Source organism: Flavobacterium sp. W21_SRS_FM6 (genome assembly GCF_052119645.1).
In the GTDB taxonomy this organism is placed as follows: domain Bacteria; phylum Pseudomonadota; class Gammaproteobacteria; order Enterobacterales; family Alteromonadaceae; genus Paraglaciecola.
The window spans coordinates 166,425-185,249 of the sequence record NZ_JBGQOM010000001.1 but is presented as its reverse complement, the minus strand read 5'-3'; the positions used below and the strand labels follow the sequence as shown (position 1 = coordinate 185,249).

Here is an 18,825-nt window from a genome sequence, read left to right as displayed (position 1 = left end):
CTAGATTTATACATTTTGTAACCAAGTGTATTTCGTTTGCCCTTGCGGGGATGAATCTAAGCCAATGATATCTATTCGAAGATCTAGATTACTTGGGTTGAGTTTGTTTTGATGTAGATAATGGGCAATAGCTGATTCAAATTTACGCCGTTTACTGGCATGAAAATATTCCACTGACTGACCAAAGTCAGTTCTACTTCTGAATTTAACCTCAACAAACACCAAGGTGTTTTGGTGGCGCATAATTAAATCTATCTCGCCACTTCTACACCGGTAATTTTGCGTAACAAAGATCAACCCCTGCTTTTCTAGATACTGTTTTGCTAGCTGTTCAGCCTGCTCACCCAGTAGCACAGAAAAGGCCTGTTTAATCCATTGCAAGAACAGATACTCTATCTTGAGTGATTTGCGCCAGGGGCAAGTGGCGATGCAATACGCCATTGTCTGTGACACTAAGTTCACCGGTTAATCCTTTCTTACTCAGTTGCGGCAACGTTTTGAGTTGACGTAAATTATCGATTAATTCGTAAGAGTCAAACCCCATGGCAAATAATCGTAACAATGAATCTAAGCGTTGTGGCCACAAGGCATTTGTTTGATTAGCTAAGTCAGTCCATTGATGACCGGGTAACATCCAAGGCATGTCAATAAACGTAAGATTACGCAGGTCTCGTAAACTGTTTTTACTTAACTCAAGGCTGTAACTGCGCGAAGAGGCAAATACTGCCAAGCTTGAGGCCGACGAAGGGCTTAAACTCGCTTCTATAATGGGGTTAAGCAGTTCGGTTTGTTCTGGATTAGCAAACAATACTATGACATCAATGTCTTTCCGATTTCGCTCTACGCTGAAAACTTCAATGTCAGCAATATTCTCCATTTGTTTTATTCTGGCTTTACTCTGCGCCACGTCGAGCAGCGATTCAACTTGCTCTCGCATGTCCTTACTGTCTGCAAAAACGGCAATGTCAGGTTGTCTTTGTAGCGGTGCATCCTGCATCCACTTTGCCATAAAAGCTTCAGTCATCCGGCTGGTGACGTTGTTGTCTGCGGTAAAAATAATCGGCCGTTTATAGCCCTTATGTTTGATAAATTGCGCCAGTTGCTCGGCTTCATCTTCAGGTGCAAGAGCATAAAAATAGTGCTCTTTTTTAATCGTCTGTGTCGGTATTACGTTGGCAGTTGCCTCGGGAATGACTTCATTTTCTGTCCTATTCAGGGCTAACATCACTTTTTCCGGTGCCAAAAGGCTGGTTAATCCTGAAATGTTTTCTTTTAATAGCGGCCCTAAAACAAAATCGTAATCCGCCACTAGGTCATTGAGTTCTTCTGGCGTTTTTAGTGCAGAATCAAAAAAATGCAATTCTCGATAAGTGATATTTTCTGTTGGTGAATCATCCCTTACCCCGGCTGTTTGCAAAGAGGGCTTGATTAATGCTTGGGGTATATTGTTTAAATATGCAGCCAAAATACCTTCTTTAAGGGCTAAGCCTTGATTAGCCAAACGGCCACTTAAGGGGAGCAAGACCGCTATTTTTTTTGCCTCAATCGGTTTTTGTTCAAGACTGAGGCTCAGTTCTACAGGTAAATGGCTTGCCAATGAGTGTTGACCAAATCGGCTTTGCCAACTAACAAGTTGTTCCGCCAGTAAACTTGGGTCAAGTCCATAAGTGTGCACAATTAAACTCAGTTGCAGCCAGGGTTGTAATTGTGTATTGCGCAGTTTCTTATTGCGTAATTCTTTTACAGAGAGATTTTTCAGCCATTGCCAAATTTGTTGGTCTTTTTCGAGTTCGTTTAACCCAGTTTTTAATAAGGCTTCACTGGCTTTTACCCAGGCTTGTTGCTGGCTGTATAGTTGCGCTTGTAGGGCATAAACGCGCTGCTCCCAACCACTGACCAGTGTCAATCCTTCAAGTAGAAACTCACGGTGTTCAGCTAACTCTGGTGGATTCAGCGCCACTAAACACTCGGTACTGAGTATATGAGCAATGTGTCGATGTTGAACCGTTTGCAGTTGCGGAGCGAGCACTTTAAGTAGTGCTAAACTCTTAACGCAATCGCCTTGTTTTTGCATTGAGTCTGCTGCTTTTAACAGCCATTCATCACGTTGCTGAGCAGAGCCCGTTTGACTAAATATTAATTCTGCCTTTTGTAAATAATCGACATTTTCAATAACCTCTGTCTTAGGCTCGAGCTGAACTTGTGTATTTTTAGGTGCATCTACACGCGGAGTTGGGCTGCTACATGAAACAATAAAAAGGCTAATTAATGATATTGATAAAAATCTAGGCAAAACCATGTCACAAACTCAGTAAAAAAGATGTTGAATAGTTTATAGTAACGCTCATAAATATCTACCTGCTTAGCGAATAACAAGGGCTGAGTAGCGAAAACCTTAGGGTTTAAATTTGGAGTAATGTTGGTGAGTGAAGTTGGCAAGTTATATATTGTACCTACCCCTATCGGAAACCTTGCTGATATCACTCAGCGTGCTTTAACTATTTTGGCTGACGTAGATTTAATTGCCGCTGAAGATACTCGTCACAGTTTGAAACTGTTACAGCACTACGATATTCAAACACGATTAATTTCTTTGCATGATCACAATGAATCTCAACGAGCGGGTGAGCTAATTTCCCGTCTTCAGCAGGGCGCGAATATCGCGTTAATTTCTGATGCTGGTACCCCCTTAATCAGTGATCCTGGTTATAGTTTGGTAACGCAATGTCGTGCGGCGCAAGTTGATGTTATTCCGCTACCGGGTGCTTGTGCGGTAACGACGGCTTTGTGTGCAGCAGGTTTACCTACTGACCGTTTTAGATTCGAAGGTTTTTTACCGGTCAAAATGCAAGCCAAACACCATGTGCTAAGCAATTTATTAATAGAAACCGCTACTACCGTTTTTTATGAATCACCAAGAAGAGTCGCGCAAACCGTTCAAGATATCATTGCGGTATTAGGTGGCGACCGCGAATTGGTGCTTGCCAAAGAATTAACTAAAACCTTTGAGACCTTTTATTCTGGCAGCGCGGATGAATGTTATACATGGTTAATGGCGGATCCTAATCACCAGCGCGGCGAATTTGTTCTACTGGTGGCAGGAAACAAAAAAACTCAAAGTGATGTGCCCCCTGAAGCGATAAATTTACTGGTACTACTAATGAAAGACTTGCCCCTTAAAAAAGCTGCAGCCATTACCGCTGAGCATTATTCGTTGAAAAAAAATGTTTTGTACCAGTTGGGTTTAGAGCTGAATGATTAAGGCTATTGGCTCTATTTGTTTGCTTTTATGCTGGAGTTGCCTTGTAAGTGCAACGTGGTATGAAGACAAGCAAGGCATCATGGGCACTAATATTCAAGTTGAAGTGTGGGCAGAATATCCCGACCGAGGCCAACAGGCCATCGGTGCGGTGATGACAGAAATGGAACGCATTAATCAATTGATGAGTCCCTATATTGCCACAAGCGAATTGGCTATATTAAATGCGCAAGCGGCCCAACATCCCGTGGTGGTATGCGAAGAACTGTTTGAACTCATTAAGTTGTCGTTAGCGTTATCTGTCGAAACCAATGGGGCCTTTGATATTACCTTTGCCAGCATCGGTTATCTCTATGATTATCGCCGACATGAAAAGCCAAGCGATGAGCAAGTAAAAGCATTATTACCGGCTATTAATTTTCATCATGTGGTCTTAAATGAAGCACAAAAGAGTGTGTATTTTTCTCATCCCAAAGTCAAAATTGACCTTGGTGGAATTGCTAAAGGTCATGCAGTTGATAATGCTATCGTCCTATTACAAAACCTTGGGATAGAACATGCTTTAGTGACCGCAGGTGGTGATACGCGTTTGCTCGGTGACCGACGAGGAAAACCTTGGATGGTGGGGATACGGGATCCTCGACACGCAGATAAACAGGCCGTGGTTTTACCGCTAGAAAATATCGCCTTATCCACTTCTGGAGACTATGAACGCTATTTTGAACAGGACGGTGTGCGGTATCATCATATCCTCTCTCCCAAAAGTGGTACGTCTAGTTATCAGGTGCAAAGTGTGTCAATTATTGGGCCACGTAGTACCCTAAACGATGCGCTGTCTACGGCTGTTTTTGTACTTGGTGTGCAAGAAGGGATAGATTTACTCAACCGCACGCCAGGATACGATGGCCTTATTTTAGATAATCAACGTAAATTGCATTATTCAAAAGACTTAGCACCTTAAACACTTGTTAAAAATTGTGGTTTTGTTACTTTGACTTAAGCATATGCTGTTGTTTTATTTTGCTTAATTCACGATACGGCTTAGATGAAAAAAATCATAACTAAAAATCACTATCTACCTAGCATTATCGATGTCGAAGCCAGTGGTTTCGGCGCACATAGTTACCCTATAGAAGTGGGGGTAATTAAAGATAATGGTGAGCGTTTTTGTAGTCTTATTCGGCCACAAGCTGGCTGGAACCATTGGGATGAAGAAGCCGAAGCTCTGCATGGAATTAGCCGCAGCTTACTGCAACAAAAAGGGCGTTCGCCAATTGAAGTCTGTCAGGACCTAAATCACTTCTTAAGTGGACAAACGGTGTATTCGGATGGGTGGGTTGTGGATCAACCGTGGATGATTAAATTGTTTCATGCCGCAGGGTTAGCGATGACTTTTTCAGTAAGCTCATTAGAAATGTTATTGAATGAAACGCAAATGGGATTGTGGCATCAAACTAAAGACAATCTCTTGGCAAACATAACAAAACCACGGCATCGTGCCAGCCATGACGCAGCCTTAATTCAAGATACATTCCGTTTGACCTCTCAATTGGCCTACCAGCAAAACCAACGAGAACTCATCTCCTCTCACTAGTTTGTTTTTTTGCGCGATGTTGAGCAAATTTACTTAGCAATTTAATCGATTGCTGGTATAAGGCTTCCATAAAATACTGGCCCATTTTTCCCTTATCTATTCCGTCATTTCAACCCTTTTATACTGAGTCGCTTAACTATGAGTCTGCCAAATAACACGATACTTTTAACAGAGTTGCAATTAGACCGAATTGCTGATGGTTTAACGGCCGATGGCTACGTGTTATTTGAGGATTTTCTTACGCCTGTATTAGCGCAAGCTCTGCTGCAAGAAATGCAAAGTTTTTCTGAATTAGCCTTTAAGCCTGCTGCCATCGGGCGCGATAACTTACAGCAGCTTAATGAGACAGTACGGAGCAATTCTTTGCACTGGTTAGATGGTAACACTTTCGTGCAAAACGCTTATTTAGCCATTATGGAGCAATTGAGGATCGGTATTAATCGTCGCTTATTCATGGGGCTATTTGATTTTGAATGTCACTATTCACATTATCGTCGAGGTGACTTTTATAAACGTCACCTCGATGCCTTCAAAGGTGAAAGTAACCGGGTATTGAGCACTGTGCTTTATCTTAACCCTGATTGGTGTAAAAAAGATGAGGGTGAGTTGATTTTGTATAGTGATAAACAAGTATCACCTTTATTAATGGTTGAGCCAAAATTTAACCACTGCATTATATTTTTAAGTGACGTCTTTCCACACGAAGTCCTTGTCACGCAAAGCGATCGATACAGTATTGCGGGGTGGTTTAGAATAAATGGCAGTCACGGAATTAAAGTCGATCCTGCGGCATAAACTCAGAGCCTGAAACAGCCTTATTGCATTAAAACATATTTATACGTTAAATAGACGCCAAGACTCTAGGTGTGGATTAATTGTTGTGCAAAAAGCCTTAAAAATTGGCCTGTGGATACTCAGCAGTGTCGTGCTCCTGGTTGTACTACTGGTGGGATTTGGTAAAACCGCTGTTTTTGCTTACTTAGCACCACCCGCCACGTTTAACATGATGCACGCTCCTCAAGCCCCGAACTATCAAGACGATTATTTTTGGGTCTCTCACCCAAACAAAGCAGACAGCGCTGATTTGCTCCCTGTTGGTATCGATACCACTGAAGATTATGCTGAGTCGCCAGTTGATGTGTTTTTTATTCACTCTACGGGTTATGTGGGGCCGGGTGGCTGGAACTCGACAATGAGCAACAAAAATTCTGAGGCACAGTCCATTGAATATATGCTCACGAGTATGGCCAGTATCTACAATGGTTGCTGCCGAATATACGCACCGCATTACCGAGAAGCCCATTTACACTCTTTTATTAGTGATGATCTGATGGCGTCATCTCAGGCCTTGGACTTGGCCTACAGTGATGTGAAAGCCGCGTTTGATTATTTTTTAACACACTTTAATCGTGGGCGGCCTTTTATGATTGTTAGCCACAGTCAAGGTTCTGCCCATGCACTGCGTTTATTAGAACAAGAAGTAGATGGTCAGGCGCTTCAGCAACAATTGGTTGCAGCTTATGTTGTGGGTTATTGGTTGCCAAAAGATAAGTTAAGCCGCAGCTTTAGTTCCATTAGATTATGTGAGTCAGCCTCACAAATCAGCTGTATTGTCAGTTATGACACCTATGGAGAGGGCGGAAAACTAGAGGGGAGGGTGCCACATTGGTATGCTTCTGGTTGGGAATTTAATACTGACGAACAACAAAAAAGCAAGTCTATTGTGTGTGTTAATCCACTCAGTTGGCGCACTGATCTACAACAAGCAAGCAGTGAAAGGCACCTAGGTGCTATGCCAGTAGAGTTCAAACGGACGCCGCTTGATATGTTGTTGGCTCGCAATCCGGGCTACAAGTTTACTAAGCTGCCCCCCATTACAAAACACTTAACATGGGCTCAATGTCAAGCAGATGGACGTTTAGTTATCAAGCAACAGCAGAACAATGCTTTTGCTAATCACTTAGACCAAAATAACCGTAGTTATCATGTGCTCGATTTTAGTCTTTTTTACGCCAATCTTCGGCAAAATGCGGTGCATCGCACCCAGTCTTTTTTACAACAACATCCCTAATCTAAGGATAAACTATGTTTAACACTGTCTATCAAGGCAAATTCTTTAACGCAGTAGTAGGTATGATGACTTGCGCGATATTATTTAGTGCGAGTGCCCCAGCTCAAAAGCTTGAACCACAAAAACTATATAGTAAGCAACCATCGGTTATGCCTGAACTGGCTCTTCCTGGTCAATATAAAGTTGGCGTGAGTACCATCCAAGCCACTCATCCACAGCAACTCAGCGCGACTGATTTCAAAACTTTGCAAGACCGTACTCTCACCTTAGAAGTCTGGTATCCCGCAACACCAAAGCAAGATGCTGTAAAAACCTCTTATGAGAACGTGAGCCGTTTACATATTCCATTCAGTTTGGCAGCTGAGGCTTATCGTGATGCGCCACAGCTTACAGATAGTGAATTTCCATTAGTGGTGCTGTCCCATGGTTATACGGGATATCGAACGATAATGTATTATTTAGGAGAGCATCTTGCCAGCCATGGGTATGTGGTAGTGGGGATTGATCACACTGACTCCACAACCGGCGAGATTGATTTTACCAAGGCACCGTTTGCAGGTTTTGTTAGCACATTAATGAACCGGGCTCGTGATCAACAATTTGTTTTAGACTACTTCAGCGAAGCCTCTTCACCCTTTGCCGCTGTAATTGACAGTGACAAAGCTGCTGTCATTGGTTATTCCATGGGGGGATATGGCGCGGTGAATACCATAGGGGGATGTTATAACTTTACCCAAGCTGGCTTGCAACAATTTGGCTTTCCAGAAGCCGCGGCACAAGCGCTAATGCCGGTATTTAATAGCTGTAACGCGGGACGTGAAACGGTGGATCCCCGATGGAAGGCCATGGTTGCGTTTGCGCCATGGGGTCAAGAGCTGAATATTCATAGCGAAAAATCCCTAGCCAATATCAAGGTGCCAAGTATGTTCGTTTCAGGTGACTATGATGATGTCTCCGGTTATGAAAAAGGGGTAAGACGCTTGTATGAGCAAAGCGGTTCGAAGGAGAGTTATTTGATGGTATATCAAAATGCTCGCCACAACATTGCCCCCCATCCTGCGCCACAAGAGACCTATGCAACGGATATTGATATCGGCCATTATTTTGAACCAAGCTGGAGCAGTGAAACCCTAAATAGGATCAATCAGCACATGACCTTGGCGTTTCTAGATTGTAAAGTAAAAGCTGATGCAAATGCTTGTGGTTACCTACCGGTTCGTGAGTTAAGCAATCAAGTAAAAGATGACGCTGGTAAATTAAGTGCTCCTTGGCCTGGATTTAAAGATCGCTGGGGGACAGGTGTGATGTTTTTACGTAAAGACCAGCCTTAACTCCTTTAATTTGACTCAAAGATTAAATCTACACTCTATTTGTCAGTTAGGCCTGACAAATAGAGTGATGTTTGCCTATCAGGTTTTGTTCACTCCACCCTCACTTTTGTAAACTTACGTCAGTTAAGCGTAAATAAAGCGTAAAGGCCTATATACGCCCTGAACTAAGGCCTTACCATCCAGTCACATCTGCAACCATCACCTAGATGTTCACATTCAAGCTATGACACATATTGCTTTAAAGCGAATTTGTTGAGGTTTGAACACCAGTAAAATCTTATTCATTTTTTGGAGATACAATGAAGTTTAATCGTGCGCTTTTAAAGCCATTCCAACCCATGGTGTATGTAGCCATTTTGATGTTTGGCCTGACAGCTTGTGGTTCAGGGGGCAGTGATGACGATAGCACAGGGTATATTAAGTTTTATAATGCCTCGGCAAATGCCCCCGGTGTATTTTTAACCGTCGACGAAAACTTAGATGAAGACGATGATGATGAAGTCGAGGTTACATATAACTCGGTTGCCTATACCAAAGTAAGCGCCACTAATGCGTTAGACAAGGGAACGTACTACATCGAGTTGGCGTGGCAAGATGAGGAAAGCAGTGCCAGAAGTGACTTGGAAATTATTTATGAAGACAGTGTCAAAATCAAAAATGACCAGATCAATTTTATCGCGTTAACCGGCGATGTTCGTCAACCCGAAGTATTGCAATATGAAATAGAGGTGGTTGACGACGACAACGATGATGACGACGATTTGTTTAATATTCGGCTATTGAACCTGCATGGCGATTATCAAAACGTAGATCTGTATATGTCTAAAGACAACGAGACATTTAATGAAGCCGTCTTGGTGGGTACAGCTAATTATCAGGCGCTTTCTGACAACATTAAAGTGGAGCAAGACCAGTATATTTATTACATCACACTCGCTGGCAGTAGCGATGTAATTTACACCTCGGTAGATCAAAATTACTCAGCGGTAAGCCAATATATTATTGTCTTACGTGAAAATACCGGAGTGGGCTCTTCGCCTTTTACGATAGATAGTATTGGCGTCAACGGCGTGACTGAGCTTGAAGATGTTGATTCTGAAGCCCAGTTCAGTTTTTACAACGGTATCGCCCTTGACGACTACTTACCTACCTATTTTGGCGACATAGATATTGAAGTTAGATTAGACGGGGAAAGCGAGGTTAAGTTTACTCAGGTCCAACTGGGAGAATTTACTAGCTCCACTACCACCTCTAACGGCGACTACGACTTTTATGTACGCAATAGCCAAACCAATGAATTGTATGTAACCAATGCCTTATTGAGCTTGGAAGAAAATGCCGATAATACGTTGTTTTTATATGGCAAAAGAGATCCGATTGATGATGACGAAGATGGCGACGTAGACGAAAATAGCGATGGTATTGTTGACGGATATGAAACTAAAGTAAAAACCCTAACAGTAACCAAAAGCTCAAGTTCAAGCATATATAGCCACGGTATTAAATTAGTTAACTTGGCTGATTCAGATGACTTTAGCCGCGTGACTTTCTATTTTGTTTTGAGTGACGAAATTATTTCAAGCGCTGACAATAAACTGTCAGTGTTACAAGAAAATAGTGCGTCGATTACCTTGCTTAACAATACGTACAGTGTTTATGCGATTGCCACAATTGATGGTACTGAAATTAAGTTAGCCAATATGCAGTTAATCTTAAATGAAGACAGCAAAGAGCAATATCTTATTTTTGAGGCTGAACCGAGCGCTTCATCTGGCTATAAAATGACGCTTATCAATCAACGTAGCGCTGACTAATTTTATCACGTGCAATGACCTTCGACATATGTTGAAGGTCAACGCCCTGTTATCCGCCTTAACGCCTTGCCCGCTACTCACTCTCCCATTCAGTTTGACGATTATTACCGACCAGATGAAGTGAAGCTGCAATGAGGCAGGCAACGTAAATACCTTGCCATACGCAGGAACTAAAATGAAAAAAATACACATCACCACGCTCTTGAGTGCATCCTTTATTGTGATTCCAATGGTTCAGGGAGCGCAATATCGCGTGGTCGAATTACCTCTTGCCAGCTTAGCGGGCAACTCATTTCCCTCTGCAATTAATGCAGCGGGTACCATCTCTGTGAATCTACAAAACCAATATAACCCAACAATAGACTTCACCTTATTGGATTTTGATTCTGAGCCTTTATTGTCTTATTTAACGGACATAGAAAGTGCGAAAGGTTGGGATTTAAATGACTCGGATTACACTTACGTATACTCCTATATTATGGCTAATAGCGGCAATCAAACATTCCAACAAATCGCTACCTACAATGGCTATTTAGCCGACGAATCAAGCAGTGAATTACTGCATGGCTTTGATACGATAGACAATACAAGTGGCGAATACCGTAATAGCGCCACGCTGATGGTTCGAGGTCTAAATGACTTTGGTAATGCCGTTGGTCTCAGTCAAGATGGATTTTATACCTTGTCGTATGTAACAAATGACGTTGTTGATGTTACCTATGTACTAAACGACTTTTATTCCCGTGGGTTTGCTTTAATAGAGGGCAAGACAGTCGGACTCCTTCCACCCGATACCACTGCGGGCGGCTTAAGTGATGCCTACGACATTAATGCAAGTAATCAAGTTGTTGGAGTCGCTACCACAGAGATGGTATCAAGCAGCTTTCAAACCAGTGTTGAAGCCTGCTCAGACCCTGAGCAGCGGGGGGATATTCCCGAGGCTTCTTGTTTGCGTTCACTCAGTGTGGAATTAAATAACAACGTCGGCTCTATCGCTCAGCGCCGTGGAATTATTTGGCAACTTGATGAAAAAGGTAACACCACAGAAACACTGCAGCTAGGTATGTTAATCAGCCCTGATAGCACCGATTCGAGCATCTATAGTAGTTCAGCAGTGGCGATTAACGATTATGGCGTTGCCGTTGGCGCCTCGCCAGCTTTTTATGCTGATACGGGGTCTTTAACTACCGCAGCTGCCTTCTATTTCAATGATGAAGTACTGACAATTAACCCTGATGATGAGAACTTCTCCAGTGTCGCAACCGATGTCAACAATGATAACGTCGCCGTTGGTTATGCAACTAAAAGCATCAGCGGGTTAACTAAAACCAAGTTTTTTGTGCACGATATTAATACTGATTTAACCAGCTTTCCTGAGGACTTTTTTGCCAGTTCTGGCAGCGTAGCCAATTCAATCAATAACCAAGGCATGGTTGTGGGCTATGGTGAGTCTGAGGCGGTCAGTGGTACGCGCCGCACAGAAGGCTTTTTATATGATTATCGCAATAATTTGTTTGTAGGCTTAAATAGTTTATTAGAGTGCAATTCGCCCTATACCATCAGTCAGGCGAATGCTATTAATGATGATAACGAAATTGCTGCAACTGCACTTGTGACTGGGCCTGCACGAGATATAACTGGCGGTATCATTCTTGACGACTTAGGTGCAGAAACCGACGTGGATTATGTGGTGGCGGTAAAACTAGTACCTATTTCTGGTGGCTCAATAGACAACTGTGATGCATACGAAGAAGAGGTGGTACGACAAGGAGCAAGTTTTACCTGGTTGGCCTTTCTGGGCTTATTTGTTGTTGTATTGCGTTTCAGACAACAAGTCAACAAACCCATAACCAACTGCACTTAATGTGGTTGTACTTTGCGTAGGCGCCAAAACAAGGCGCCTCCTACCACACCGCATAGACCTAAGCTAAGTATTCCTAATTGACTGCGGGCGCTTGCCACAACCGTAATATTCATGATTGGCTGCATTGCTGCTAACATCACCCAAATAGCAACGCCACCTGCTAACGGATACAAAAGGTGGGCATATTCAACGGTGTGGATAAATTTGTTTAGGGCATAAACGGTTAAAAATCCGAGAAGCAAGCTAAAGCTAATAATTGCCCCCAGCGTAGCAAACAAGCCTTTAATATCATCAACCGTCATGGCTAATCGGTCGCTCAGCGAAATGTGAATGCCAAGCTCAAGCAAGCCCTGTAAGACAAACTGGCTATGGACGATGGAGGCCAACACGAAAGTGAGCAAGGAAGCAAAAGCAAAGTGACCAGCAAGAATAAAAAATCGTTGCATAAAGAGTAGTCTAAGATAGATTAGTTTAGCGTTATCATGGCATTATCTGTGTCAATTCCCAACCAGTTAAGGTGATTATGCTAAAAAAACAGCACTTTTTTCCTCATTTATTCTGCTTTGTATTGCTTATGATGTCGCATTTCGTTGTGGCTCAAGCACCATTAAGTGCAACTCCAAAATCAGAACCAAGCCCCTATACGATTACCGAAGTGGTTGATGGATTATCTTATCCTTGGTCATTGGCCTTTTTACCTCATGACGAGTTGTTGGTAACTGAGCGTAGCGGTAGCCTCAGAAAAATAACGAATGGTCAAGTGAGTGAGCCAATAAGTGGCTTGCCTGAAGATATATATAGCAAAAGTCAGGGCGGCTTATTAGATATCGCCTTGCATCCCGACTACTCAAAAAATGGCTGGATATATTTGAGTTATGCTGCGGGCACTGATGAAAAGAATGCACTTAAGATAATGCGCGCTAAATTAGTGGGCCTGACCTTAACTGAGCAACTCGTTTTGTTTAGCGTTACACCCAATAAAGACACTCCGGTTCATTTTGCCGGACGTATGACCTTTTTACCGGATACAACCTTGCTTATCACCAGTGGAGATGGTTTTGATTATCGAGAGCAGGCACAAAGGCTAGATAGTTTGTTGGGTAAAATTATTCGTATTAACGATGATGGCAGTATTCCACGTGACAACCCTTATATTGGACAAAATCAACTGCCTTTGTCTGAAAGTACTGGCTCCGAGTTAACCAATTATATTTATTCTGTGGGCCATCGAAATCCGCAAGGCTTAATTTACGATCGTGATAGAGGGCTGGTGTTTTCCCATGAACATGGGCCTGCAGGCGGTGATGAAGTCAATATTATTGATGCAGGGAAAAATTACGGTTGGCCGGTCATTACCAACGGACTTGATTACTCTGGCGCTAGGATCAGCCCATTCACCCAATACGAAGGGATGGAGCAACCATGGCTAGACTGGACACCGTCCATTGCGCCTTCTGGCCTGATTGTATATCGAGGTCAGATGTTTCCTGAGTTTGAGGGCGACTTGTTAGTCACCTCCTTAAAGTTTAAACAAGTTTACTGGCTTCATGTGGTCAATAACCAAGTCGTTAAACAAAGCATATTATGGGATGAAATCGCGCAACGATTGCGCGACATTCGGCTGCATCCTGATGGCAGCGTATATATTTTAACCGACTCGGCTCAAGGAAAAATCCTGCGAATTAGCCGGGATGATTAAATTGTGAACAGGTATTGTTTAAAAACACTACTTTTCAAAGTCTTATCACTAAAAAGAATAGTGATTATCAGTAAACTAGGGACGAGATAAATTTTAATTTTGAGGGGAAAGCCTTATAATGTTTAGGTTTATTTCTAGCCTCCATGATAATGAGTACAAGCGGAGCCAACCAAGAGGATCGTATAGTGTTAGAAGAATACCGTAAACACGTTGCTGAACGTGAAGCGCAAGGCATTCCACCACAAGCATTAAATGCTGAACAAGTTGCGGGTTTAGTTGAGTTGTTAAAAGCTCCACCTGCTGGCGAAGAAGCGTTTTTACTTGAGTTAATTTCTGAGCGAGTTCCTCCCGGTGTTGACGAAGCCGCTTATGTTAAAGCAGGCTTTTTAAGCGCTATCGTAAGAGGCGAGGTTGCCTGTGATTTGATCTCCAAAGATGCAGCTATTCAATTATTGGGCAACATGCATGGTGGTTACAACATTGTCACTCTGGTTGATGCGCTAGATGATAATGAGTTAGCTGAATTAGCCGCAGAAGAGCTTAAACATACTTTGCTGATGTTCGACCGTTTTCACGATGTTGAAGACAAAGCAAAAGCCGGTAACGCCTATGCGCAAGACGTATTAGAGTCATGGGCAGAAGCAGAGTGGTTTACTTCGCGCCCAGAATTGGCCGAAAAAATTACTGTGAGTGTGTTTAAAGTAACGGGTGAAACCAACACCGATGACTTGTCGCCTGCACCCGATGCGTGGTCACGCCCTGACATTCCTTTGCATGCTCGTGCCGCATTTAAAATGACCCGCGATGGTTTAACACCTGAAAAACATGGCGAAGTGGGCCCTTTAAAACAAATCGAAGATATCAAGGCCAAAGGTTACCCCGTTGCATTTGTCGGTGACGTAGTGGGTACAGGTTCTTCACGTAAATCAGCGACTAACTCAGTATTGTGGTTCTTCGGTGAAGATATGCCTGGCGTGCCTAATAAACGCGGTGGCGGCATTTGTTTTGGTAGTAAAGTTGCCCCTATTTTCTTTAATACTATGGAAGATGCTGGCGCCTTAGTATTTGAGGCTGATGTTGAAAAAATGAACATGGGTGATGTGATCGATATTTTCCCGCTTGAGGGAAAAATTACCAATCATGAAACTGGTGAAGTACTAGCGACCTATGAATACAAATCGAAAGTGCTACTTGATGAAGTACGCGCTGGTGGCCGTATTAACCTGATTATCGGTCGCGGTTTGACTGATAAAGCCCGCGAATCTCTTGGTTTACCTGCAAACGATATGTTCCGTAAACCAGAACAACCAGCAGACACTGGTAAGGGTTATACCCTTGCGCAAAAAATGGTCGGTAAAGCGTGTGGCGTTGAAGGTATTCGCCCCGGTACCTATTGTGAACCGAAGATGACGACTGTTGGCTCACAAGATACAACAGGTCCTATGACCCGTGATGAATTAAAAGACTTAGCCTGTCTAGGTTTTACTGCTGACTTAACCATGCAGTCATTCTGTCATACCGCAGCTTACCCTAAACCAATTGATATCGAAACTCAGCACACGTTACCTGATTTTATTATGAATCGTGGTGGTGTTTCATTGCGCCCAGGTGACGGTATAATTCACTCATGGTTAAACCGCATGTTGTTGCCTGATACTGTCGGTACAGGTGGTGACTCACATACACGTTTTCCTATGGGTATTTCATTCCCAGCGGGTTCTGGATTAGTTGCTTTTGCTGCTGCAACGGGTGTTATGCCTTTGGACATGCCTGAATCTATCTTGGTCCGTTTTAAGGGTAAAATGCAGCCTGGTATCACCTTACGTGATTTGGTTCATGCCATTCCTTTATATGGTATCAAAGCGGGTCTATTGACCGTTGCCAAAAAAGGGAAAATCAATGCGTTCTCTGGCCGAATTCTTGAAATTGAAGGTTTGGACGATCTGACTATCGAGCAAGCGTTTGAGTTATCAGATGCTTCTGCTGAACGTTCTGCAGCGGGCTGTACTATCAAATTGTCGAAAGATTCTATTGCTGAGTACTTAACGTCCAACATCACCATGTTACGTTGGATGATTAACGAAGGTTATGGCGATCAGCGTACACTAGAACGTCGTGCTCGTAAGATGGAAGAATGGCTCGCTAATCCAGAGTTGATGGAAGCTGATGCTGACGCCGAATACGTAGAAGTATTAGAAATTGATTTAAATGAAATAAAAGAGCCAATCTTATGTTGTCCTAACGATCCTGATGATGCTAAAACATTATCAGAAGTCGCAGGTGACAAAGTTGACGAAGTGTTTATCGGCTCGTGTATGACCAATATTGGTCACTTTCGTGCGGCAGGTAAGTTACTTGAGCAATACGATGGTACCTTGCCTACCCGTTTGTGGATGTCGCCTCCTACTAAGATGGACGAAGCGCAATTAAAAGAAGAAGGCTATTACAACGTATACGCAAAAGCGGGTGTACGTACTGAAATGTCAGGCTGTTCTTTGTGTATGGGTAACCAAGCACGCGTTGAAGCTGGCGCCACGGTATTGTCTACCTCAACCCGTAATTTCCCGAACCGTTTAGGTGATGGCGCAAATGTGTATTTGTGTTCTGCTGAAATGGCCGCGGTTGGTGCGATTGTGGGTAAAATCCCAACAGCTGCTGAATACATGGAATATGCAAACAAAATAGAATCAATGTCTGGTGACGTATTCCGTTACTTGAATTTTGATCGCATGCCTTCATTCAAAGCGGCAGAAGAAGAAGCTAAGAAAAATATTATTCCAACCTTAAAAATTGCTTAAGTTTAGAATATTGTAATAAGTGAGAAGCCGGACGGTACTACCCTCCGGCTTTTTTATTGTTTGATGCTGTTGTGATTCCTAGTTTTTACTCGTCAAAAGGTATGCGCGATGGATAGGTCTATGAAATTAATTTATTTGGTTTTTTTACTGTTGGTACTAAATAGTTGTACCAGTAAAAATGCGAAGCAACTTATGGGGCATGCGCTAGCAAATGCCGCCCAAACTGAAGTGAAATACACGCCAGGGGAATGTCAAACCTTACGCCAGCAATGTGTACAAGGAGACTTTCAAGAATGGCAAACAAGCGACAAAGAAATGGGTTGTTCATGCAAAAAGTTGTAAACTCTAAGCTGATCATTAACCTGTAACCCACAAAGTGTAACCCTATGAAAATTCGTGTCTTACTGTTGTCGCTTTTGTTTTGTTTATCTGTTTCAGCCCAGTCACTAAAGGTCACGTTTCCACCAATAAGCGTAGAGGTAAAAGGCCAAACTTATACCTTAGAATATGCCAATAGTTTTGAACTGCGTAGCCAAGGTCTGATGTATCGTAAGTCCATGTGTGAAAATTGCGGCATGATTTTTAATTTTAATCAGGTAAAAACCGCCGGTATGTGGATGCGCAATACCTTTATTCCTCTGGATGTGGCCTTTATCAAAAGAGATGGCACGATAACGGATATTAAAGCGATGCAGCCGCACGACGAAAGCACCATCACTTCTTCTGAAAAAGTCTTATATGCGTGGGAAATGAACCAAGGCTGGTTTAAGCAAAATAATATTGCTGTGGGTGACAAGGTGGCCATTCAAGAAACCACAACAAATATCGACTAACTTCGTCATACAGGGATAAATTTTAGTAAACGCAGTGGCTACGTATCGTTTGCTGTAGTGTTAGGTAGGATTAGTCGCTTAAGTTAAACATTTTTAAACTAAGCTATATAAAAAAAGAACGCGCAGAATCAATTTTTATTTTCTCTTGGCATATAAAACTGCTATTTTTATCGGCCATTTTTAAGGCAAATTGTTTAATTTAAGTGAGGGTCAAATCGTGTTGAATGTAGCCAAGTTTGGCGGTACAAGTGTGGCAAATTTTGCCGCTATGCAAAATTGCGCAAAGATAGTTAAAAATAATCAAAACACTAAAGTTGTCGTAGTAAGTGCATCCGCTGGCGTGACAAATTTGTTAGTTGATATTGCGCATACCGCAATGACAACTGAACAGATTTTGTCAAAAGTCGCTCAAATCAGTGACATCCAATTTGCTATTTTGAATGCGCTAGACAAACCACAAGACGTGAATGATAAATTAGCTGAACTGTTAGACTCTTTGAAAGAGCTGGCGTTACATGAAGAGCTTATTCATCGCCCTGACTTAAAAGATGCATTATTATCACATGGTGAGCGTTTGTCTTCGCTTTTATTCAGTGCCGTATTAAAACAAGTTGGGCTAAATGCAGGTAATTTTGATGTTCGCAAAGTCCTTCGTACTGATAATGAGTACGGCCAAGCAGTTCCCCAATTAGACGAAATTCGTCAAGCAGCACAAACATTGTTATTACCTGAGTTGAGCGCAAAAGTTATGGTGACTCAAGGTTTCATTGGTTCTGATGCCGATGGTAATACGACGACTTTGGGCCGTGGAGGGTCTGATTTCACCGCTGCCCTCTTAGCTGAAGCACTTGATGCTGAAACCTGTGAAATTTGGACGGACGTTATTGGTGTTTATACCACTGATCCGAGGATCACAAGTGCAGCCAGACCATTACCAGAATTAAGCTTTGAAGAAGCGGCTGAAATGGCCACCTTTGGAGCAAAAGTATTACACCCGGCCACGATGGAACCTGCTCTTAGGCAAAATATCAAAGTATTTGTTGGTTCAAGTAAAGAACCTGAATTAGGTGGTACGTGGATTGTTCGTGATTGCACAACAGAGCCTTCTTACCGAGCGATTACTCGTCGTAAAGATCAAGTAATGGTGACAGTAAAAACACCTAAGATGATGTTTGCACAGGGATTTTTGCAAAAAGTATTCACTATCATTGCGCAACATAAACTCAGTGTTGATTTGGTGACAACCTCAGAAATATCGGTGTCGTTTACCTTAGACAATCCACCTAATTCGGTTTTACAACGCTTAAATCGTGAAACAATTGAAGAGTTAAGCCAATTTTGTAATGTCCTTGTTGAAGAAAATTATGATCTTGTCACTGTTGTGGGTAACAGTATGCATAGTGCTGCTGGCGTTTCGAGCAAGATATTTGCTGCTATCAGCGACTACAATCTGCGTTTGATTTGTTACGGCGCCAACCCACACAATATGTCATTTTTAGTGAGCAATAATGACAGTACTGACGTTGTTAAGGTTTTGCATAAGGCCTTATTCGAATAAGGCA

16 protein-coding genes are annotated in these 18,825 nt (G+C 42.5%); 13 read left to right on the top strand and 3 right to left on the bottom strand.

Going from position 1 to position 18,825, the window contains the following annotated elements; translation table 11 throughout:
• Positions 1-6: 6 nt before the first annotated feature.
• Both ACEN2L_RS00765 and ACEN2L_RS00760 read right to left on the bottom strand, forming a co-directional pair.
• On the bottom strand, positions 7-381 hold the full coding sequence (locus ACEN2L_RS00765; protein WP_306023529.1) for a YraN family protein: 375 nt from the start codon (positions 379-381) through the stop codon (positions 7-9).
• On the bottom strand, positions 368-2,299 hold the full coding sequence (locus ACEN2L_RS00760) for a penicillin-binding protein activator (protein WP_441741252.1): 1,932 nt from the start codon (positions 2,297-2,299) through the stop codon (positions 368-370). The genes ACEN2L_RS00765 and ACEN2L_RS00760 overlap by 14 nt, the downstream gene beginning before the upstream one ends.
• 123 nt (positions 2,300-2,422) lie before the next feature.
• On the opposite strand from ACEN2L_RS00760, the gene rsmI reads away from it, so the two are divergent.
• The 8 genes from rsmI (at position 2,423) to ACEN2L_RS00720 (ending at position 11,933) form a co-directional block, all read left to right on the top strand.
• Complete coding sequence (rsmI, locus tag ACEN2L_RS00755) at positions 2,423-3,262, top strand: 16S rRNA (cytidine(1402)-2'-O)-methyltransferase (protein WP_306023527.1); 840 nt, start codon at positions 2,423-2,425, stop codon at positions 3,260-3,262.
• The gene (locus ACEN2L_RS00750) at positions 3,255-4,220 is read left to right on the top strand and encodes an FAD:protein FMN transferase (RefSeq protein ID WP_441741248.1); all 966 of its coding nucleotides are present in this window, start codon (positions 3,255-3,257) and stop codon (positions 4,218-4,220) included. The genes rsmI and ACEN2L_RS00750 overlap by 8 nt, the downstream gene beginning before the upstream one ends.
• Before the next feature lie 84 nt (positions 4,221-4,304).
• On the top strand, positions 4,305-4,853 hold the full coding sequence (locus ACEN2L_RS00745; RefSeq protein ID WP_306023525.1) for a 3'-5' exonuclease: 549 nt from the start codon (positions 4,305-4,307) through the stop codon (positions 4,851-4,853).
• Between the two features lie 138 nt (positions 4,854-4,991).
• Positions 4,992-5,648 (top strand): 2OG-Fe(II) oxygenase, encoded by a 657-nt coding sequence (locus ACEN2L_RS00740; protein WP_306023524.1) that lies wholly within the window; start codon positions 4,992-4,994, stop codon positions 5,646-5,648.
• Between the two features lie 85 nt (positions 5,649-5,733).
• Complete coding sequence (locus ACEN2L_RS00735) at positions 5,734-6,924, top strand: DUF3089 domain-containing protein (RefSeq protein ID WP_441741244.1); 1,191 nt, start codon at positions 5,734-5,736, stop codon at positions 6,922-6,924.
• Between the two features lie 14 nt (positions 6,925-6,938).
• On the top strand, positions 6,939-8,255 hold the full coding sequence (locus ACEN2L_RS00730) for an alpha/beta hydrolase family protein (protein WP_441741241.1): 1,317 nt from the start codon (positions 6,939-6,941) through the stop codon (positions 8,253-8,255).
• A 299-nt stretch (positions 8,256-8,554) separates the two neighbouring features.
• Positions 8,555-10,069, top strand: coding sequence for a hypothetical protein (locus ACEN2L_RS00725; protein WP_441741238.1), 1,515 nt, complete (start codon positions 8,555-8,557; stop codon positions 10,067-10,069).
• A gap of 175 nt (positions 10,070-10,244) precedes the next feature.
• Entirely contained in the window at positions 10,245-11,933 is a 1,689-nt protein-coding gene (locus ACEN2L_RS00720) for a DUF3466 family protein (RefSeq protein WP_441741235.1), read from the top strand.
• On the opposite strand, the gene ACEN2L_RS00715 is transcribed toward ACEN2L_RS00720, so the two are convergent.
• A complete protein-coding gene (locus ACEN2L_RS00715) occupies positions 11,930-12,379 on the bottom strand; it encodes a hypothetical protein (RefSeq protein WP_306023520.1) in 450 nt (149 codons plus the stop codon). The genes ACEN2L_RS00720 and ACEN2L_RS00715 overlap by 4 nt on opposite strands.
• 77 nt (positions 12,380-12,456) lie before the next feature.
• Between ACEN2L_RS00715 and ACEN2L_RS00710 the strand changes: the two genes are divergently transcribed.
• The 5 genes from ACEN2L_RS00710 to lysC all read left to right on the top strand — a co-directional run bounded on the left by ACEN2L_RS00710 (position 12,457) and on the right by lysC (position 18,821).
• A complete protein-coding gene (locus ACEN2L_RS00710; RefSeq protein ID WP_441741232.1) occupies positions 12,457-13,632 on the top strand; it encodes a PQQ-dependent sugar dehydrogenase in 1,176 nt (391 codons plus the stop codon).
• Positions 13,633-13,781: 149 nt separating this feature from the next.
• On the top strand, positions 13,782-16,430 hold the full coding sequence (gene acnB, locus ACEN2L_RS00705) for a bifunctional aconitate hydratase 2/2-methylisocitrate dehydratase (protein WP_441741229.1): 2,649 nt from the start codon (positions 13,782-13,784) through the stop codon (positions 16,428-16,430).
• Positions 16,431-16,550: 120 nt separating this feature from the next.
• Positions 16,551-16,772: a hypothetical protein gene (locus ACEN2L_RS00700; protein WP_441741227.1), complete on the top strand. Its 222-nt coding sequence runs from the start codon at positions 16,551-16,553 to the stop codon at positions 16,770-16,772.
• Between the two features lie 44 nt (positions 16,773-16,816).
• Positions 16,817-17,263, top strand: coding sequence for a DUF192 domain-containing protein (locus tag ACEN2L_RS00695; RefSeq protein WP_441741224.1), 447 nt, complete (start codon positions 16,817-16,819; stop codon positions 17,261-17,263).
• Positions 17,264-17,480: 217 nt separating this feature from the next.
• Positions 17,481-18,821: a lysine-sensitive aspartokinase 3 gene (gene lysC, locus ACEN2L_RS00690; protein ID WP_306023516.1), complete on the top strand. Its 1,341-nt coding sequence runs from the start codon at positions 17,481-17,483 to the stop codon at positions 18,819-18,821.
• The last annotated feature ends 4 nt before the right edge of the window (positions 18,822-18,825 follow it).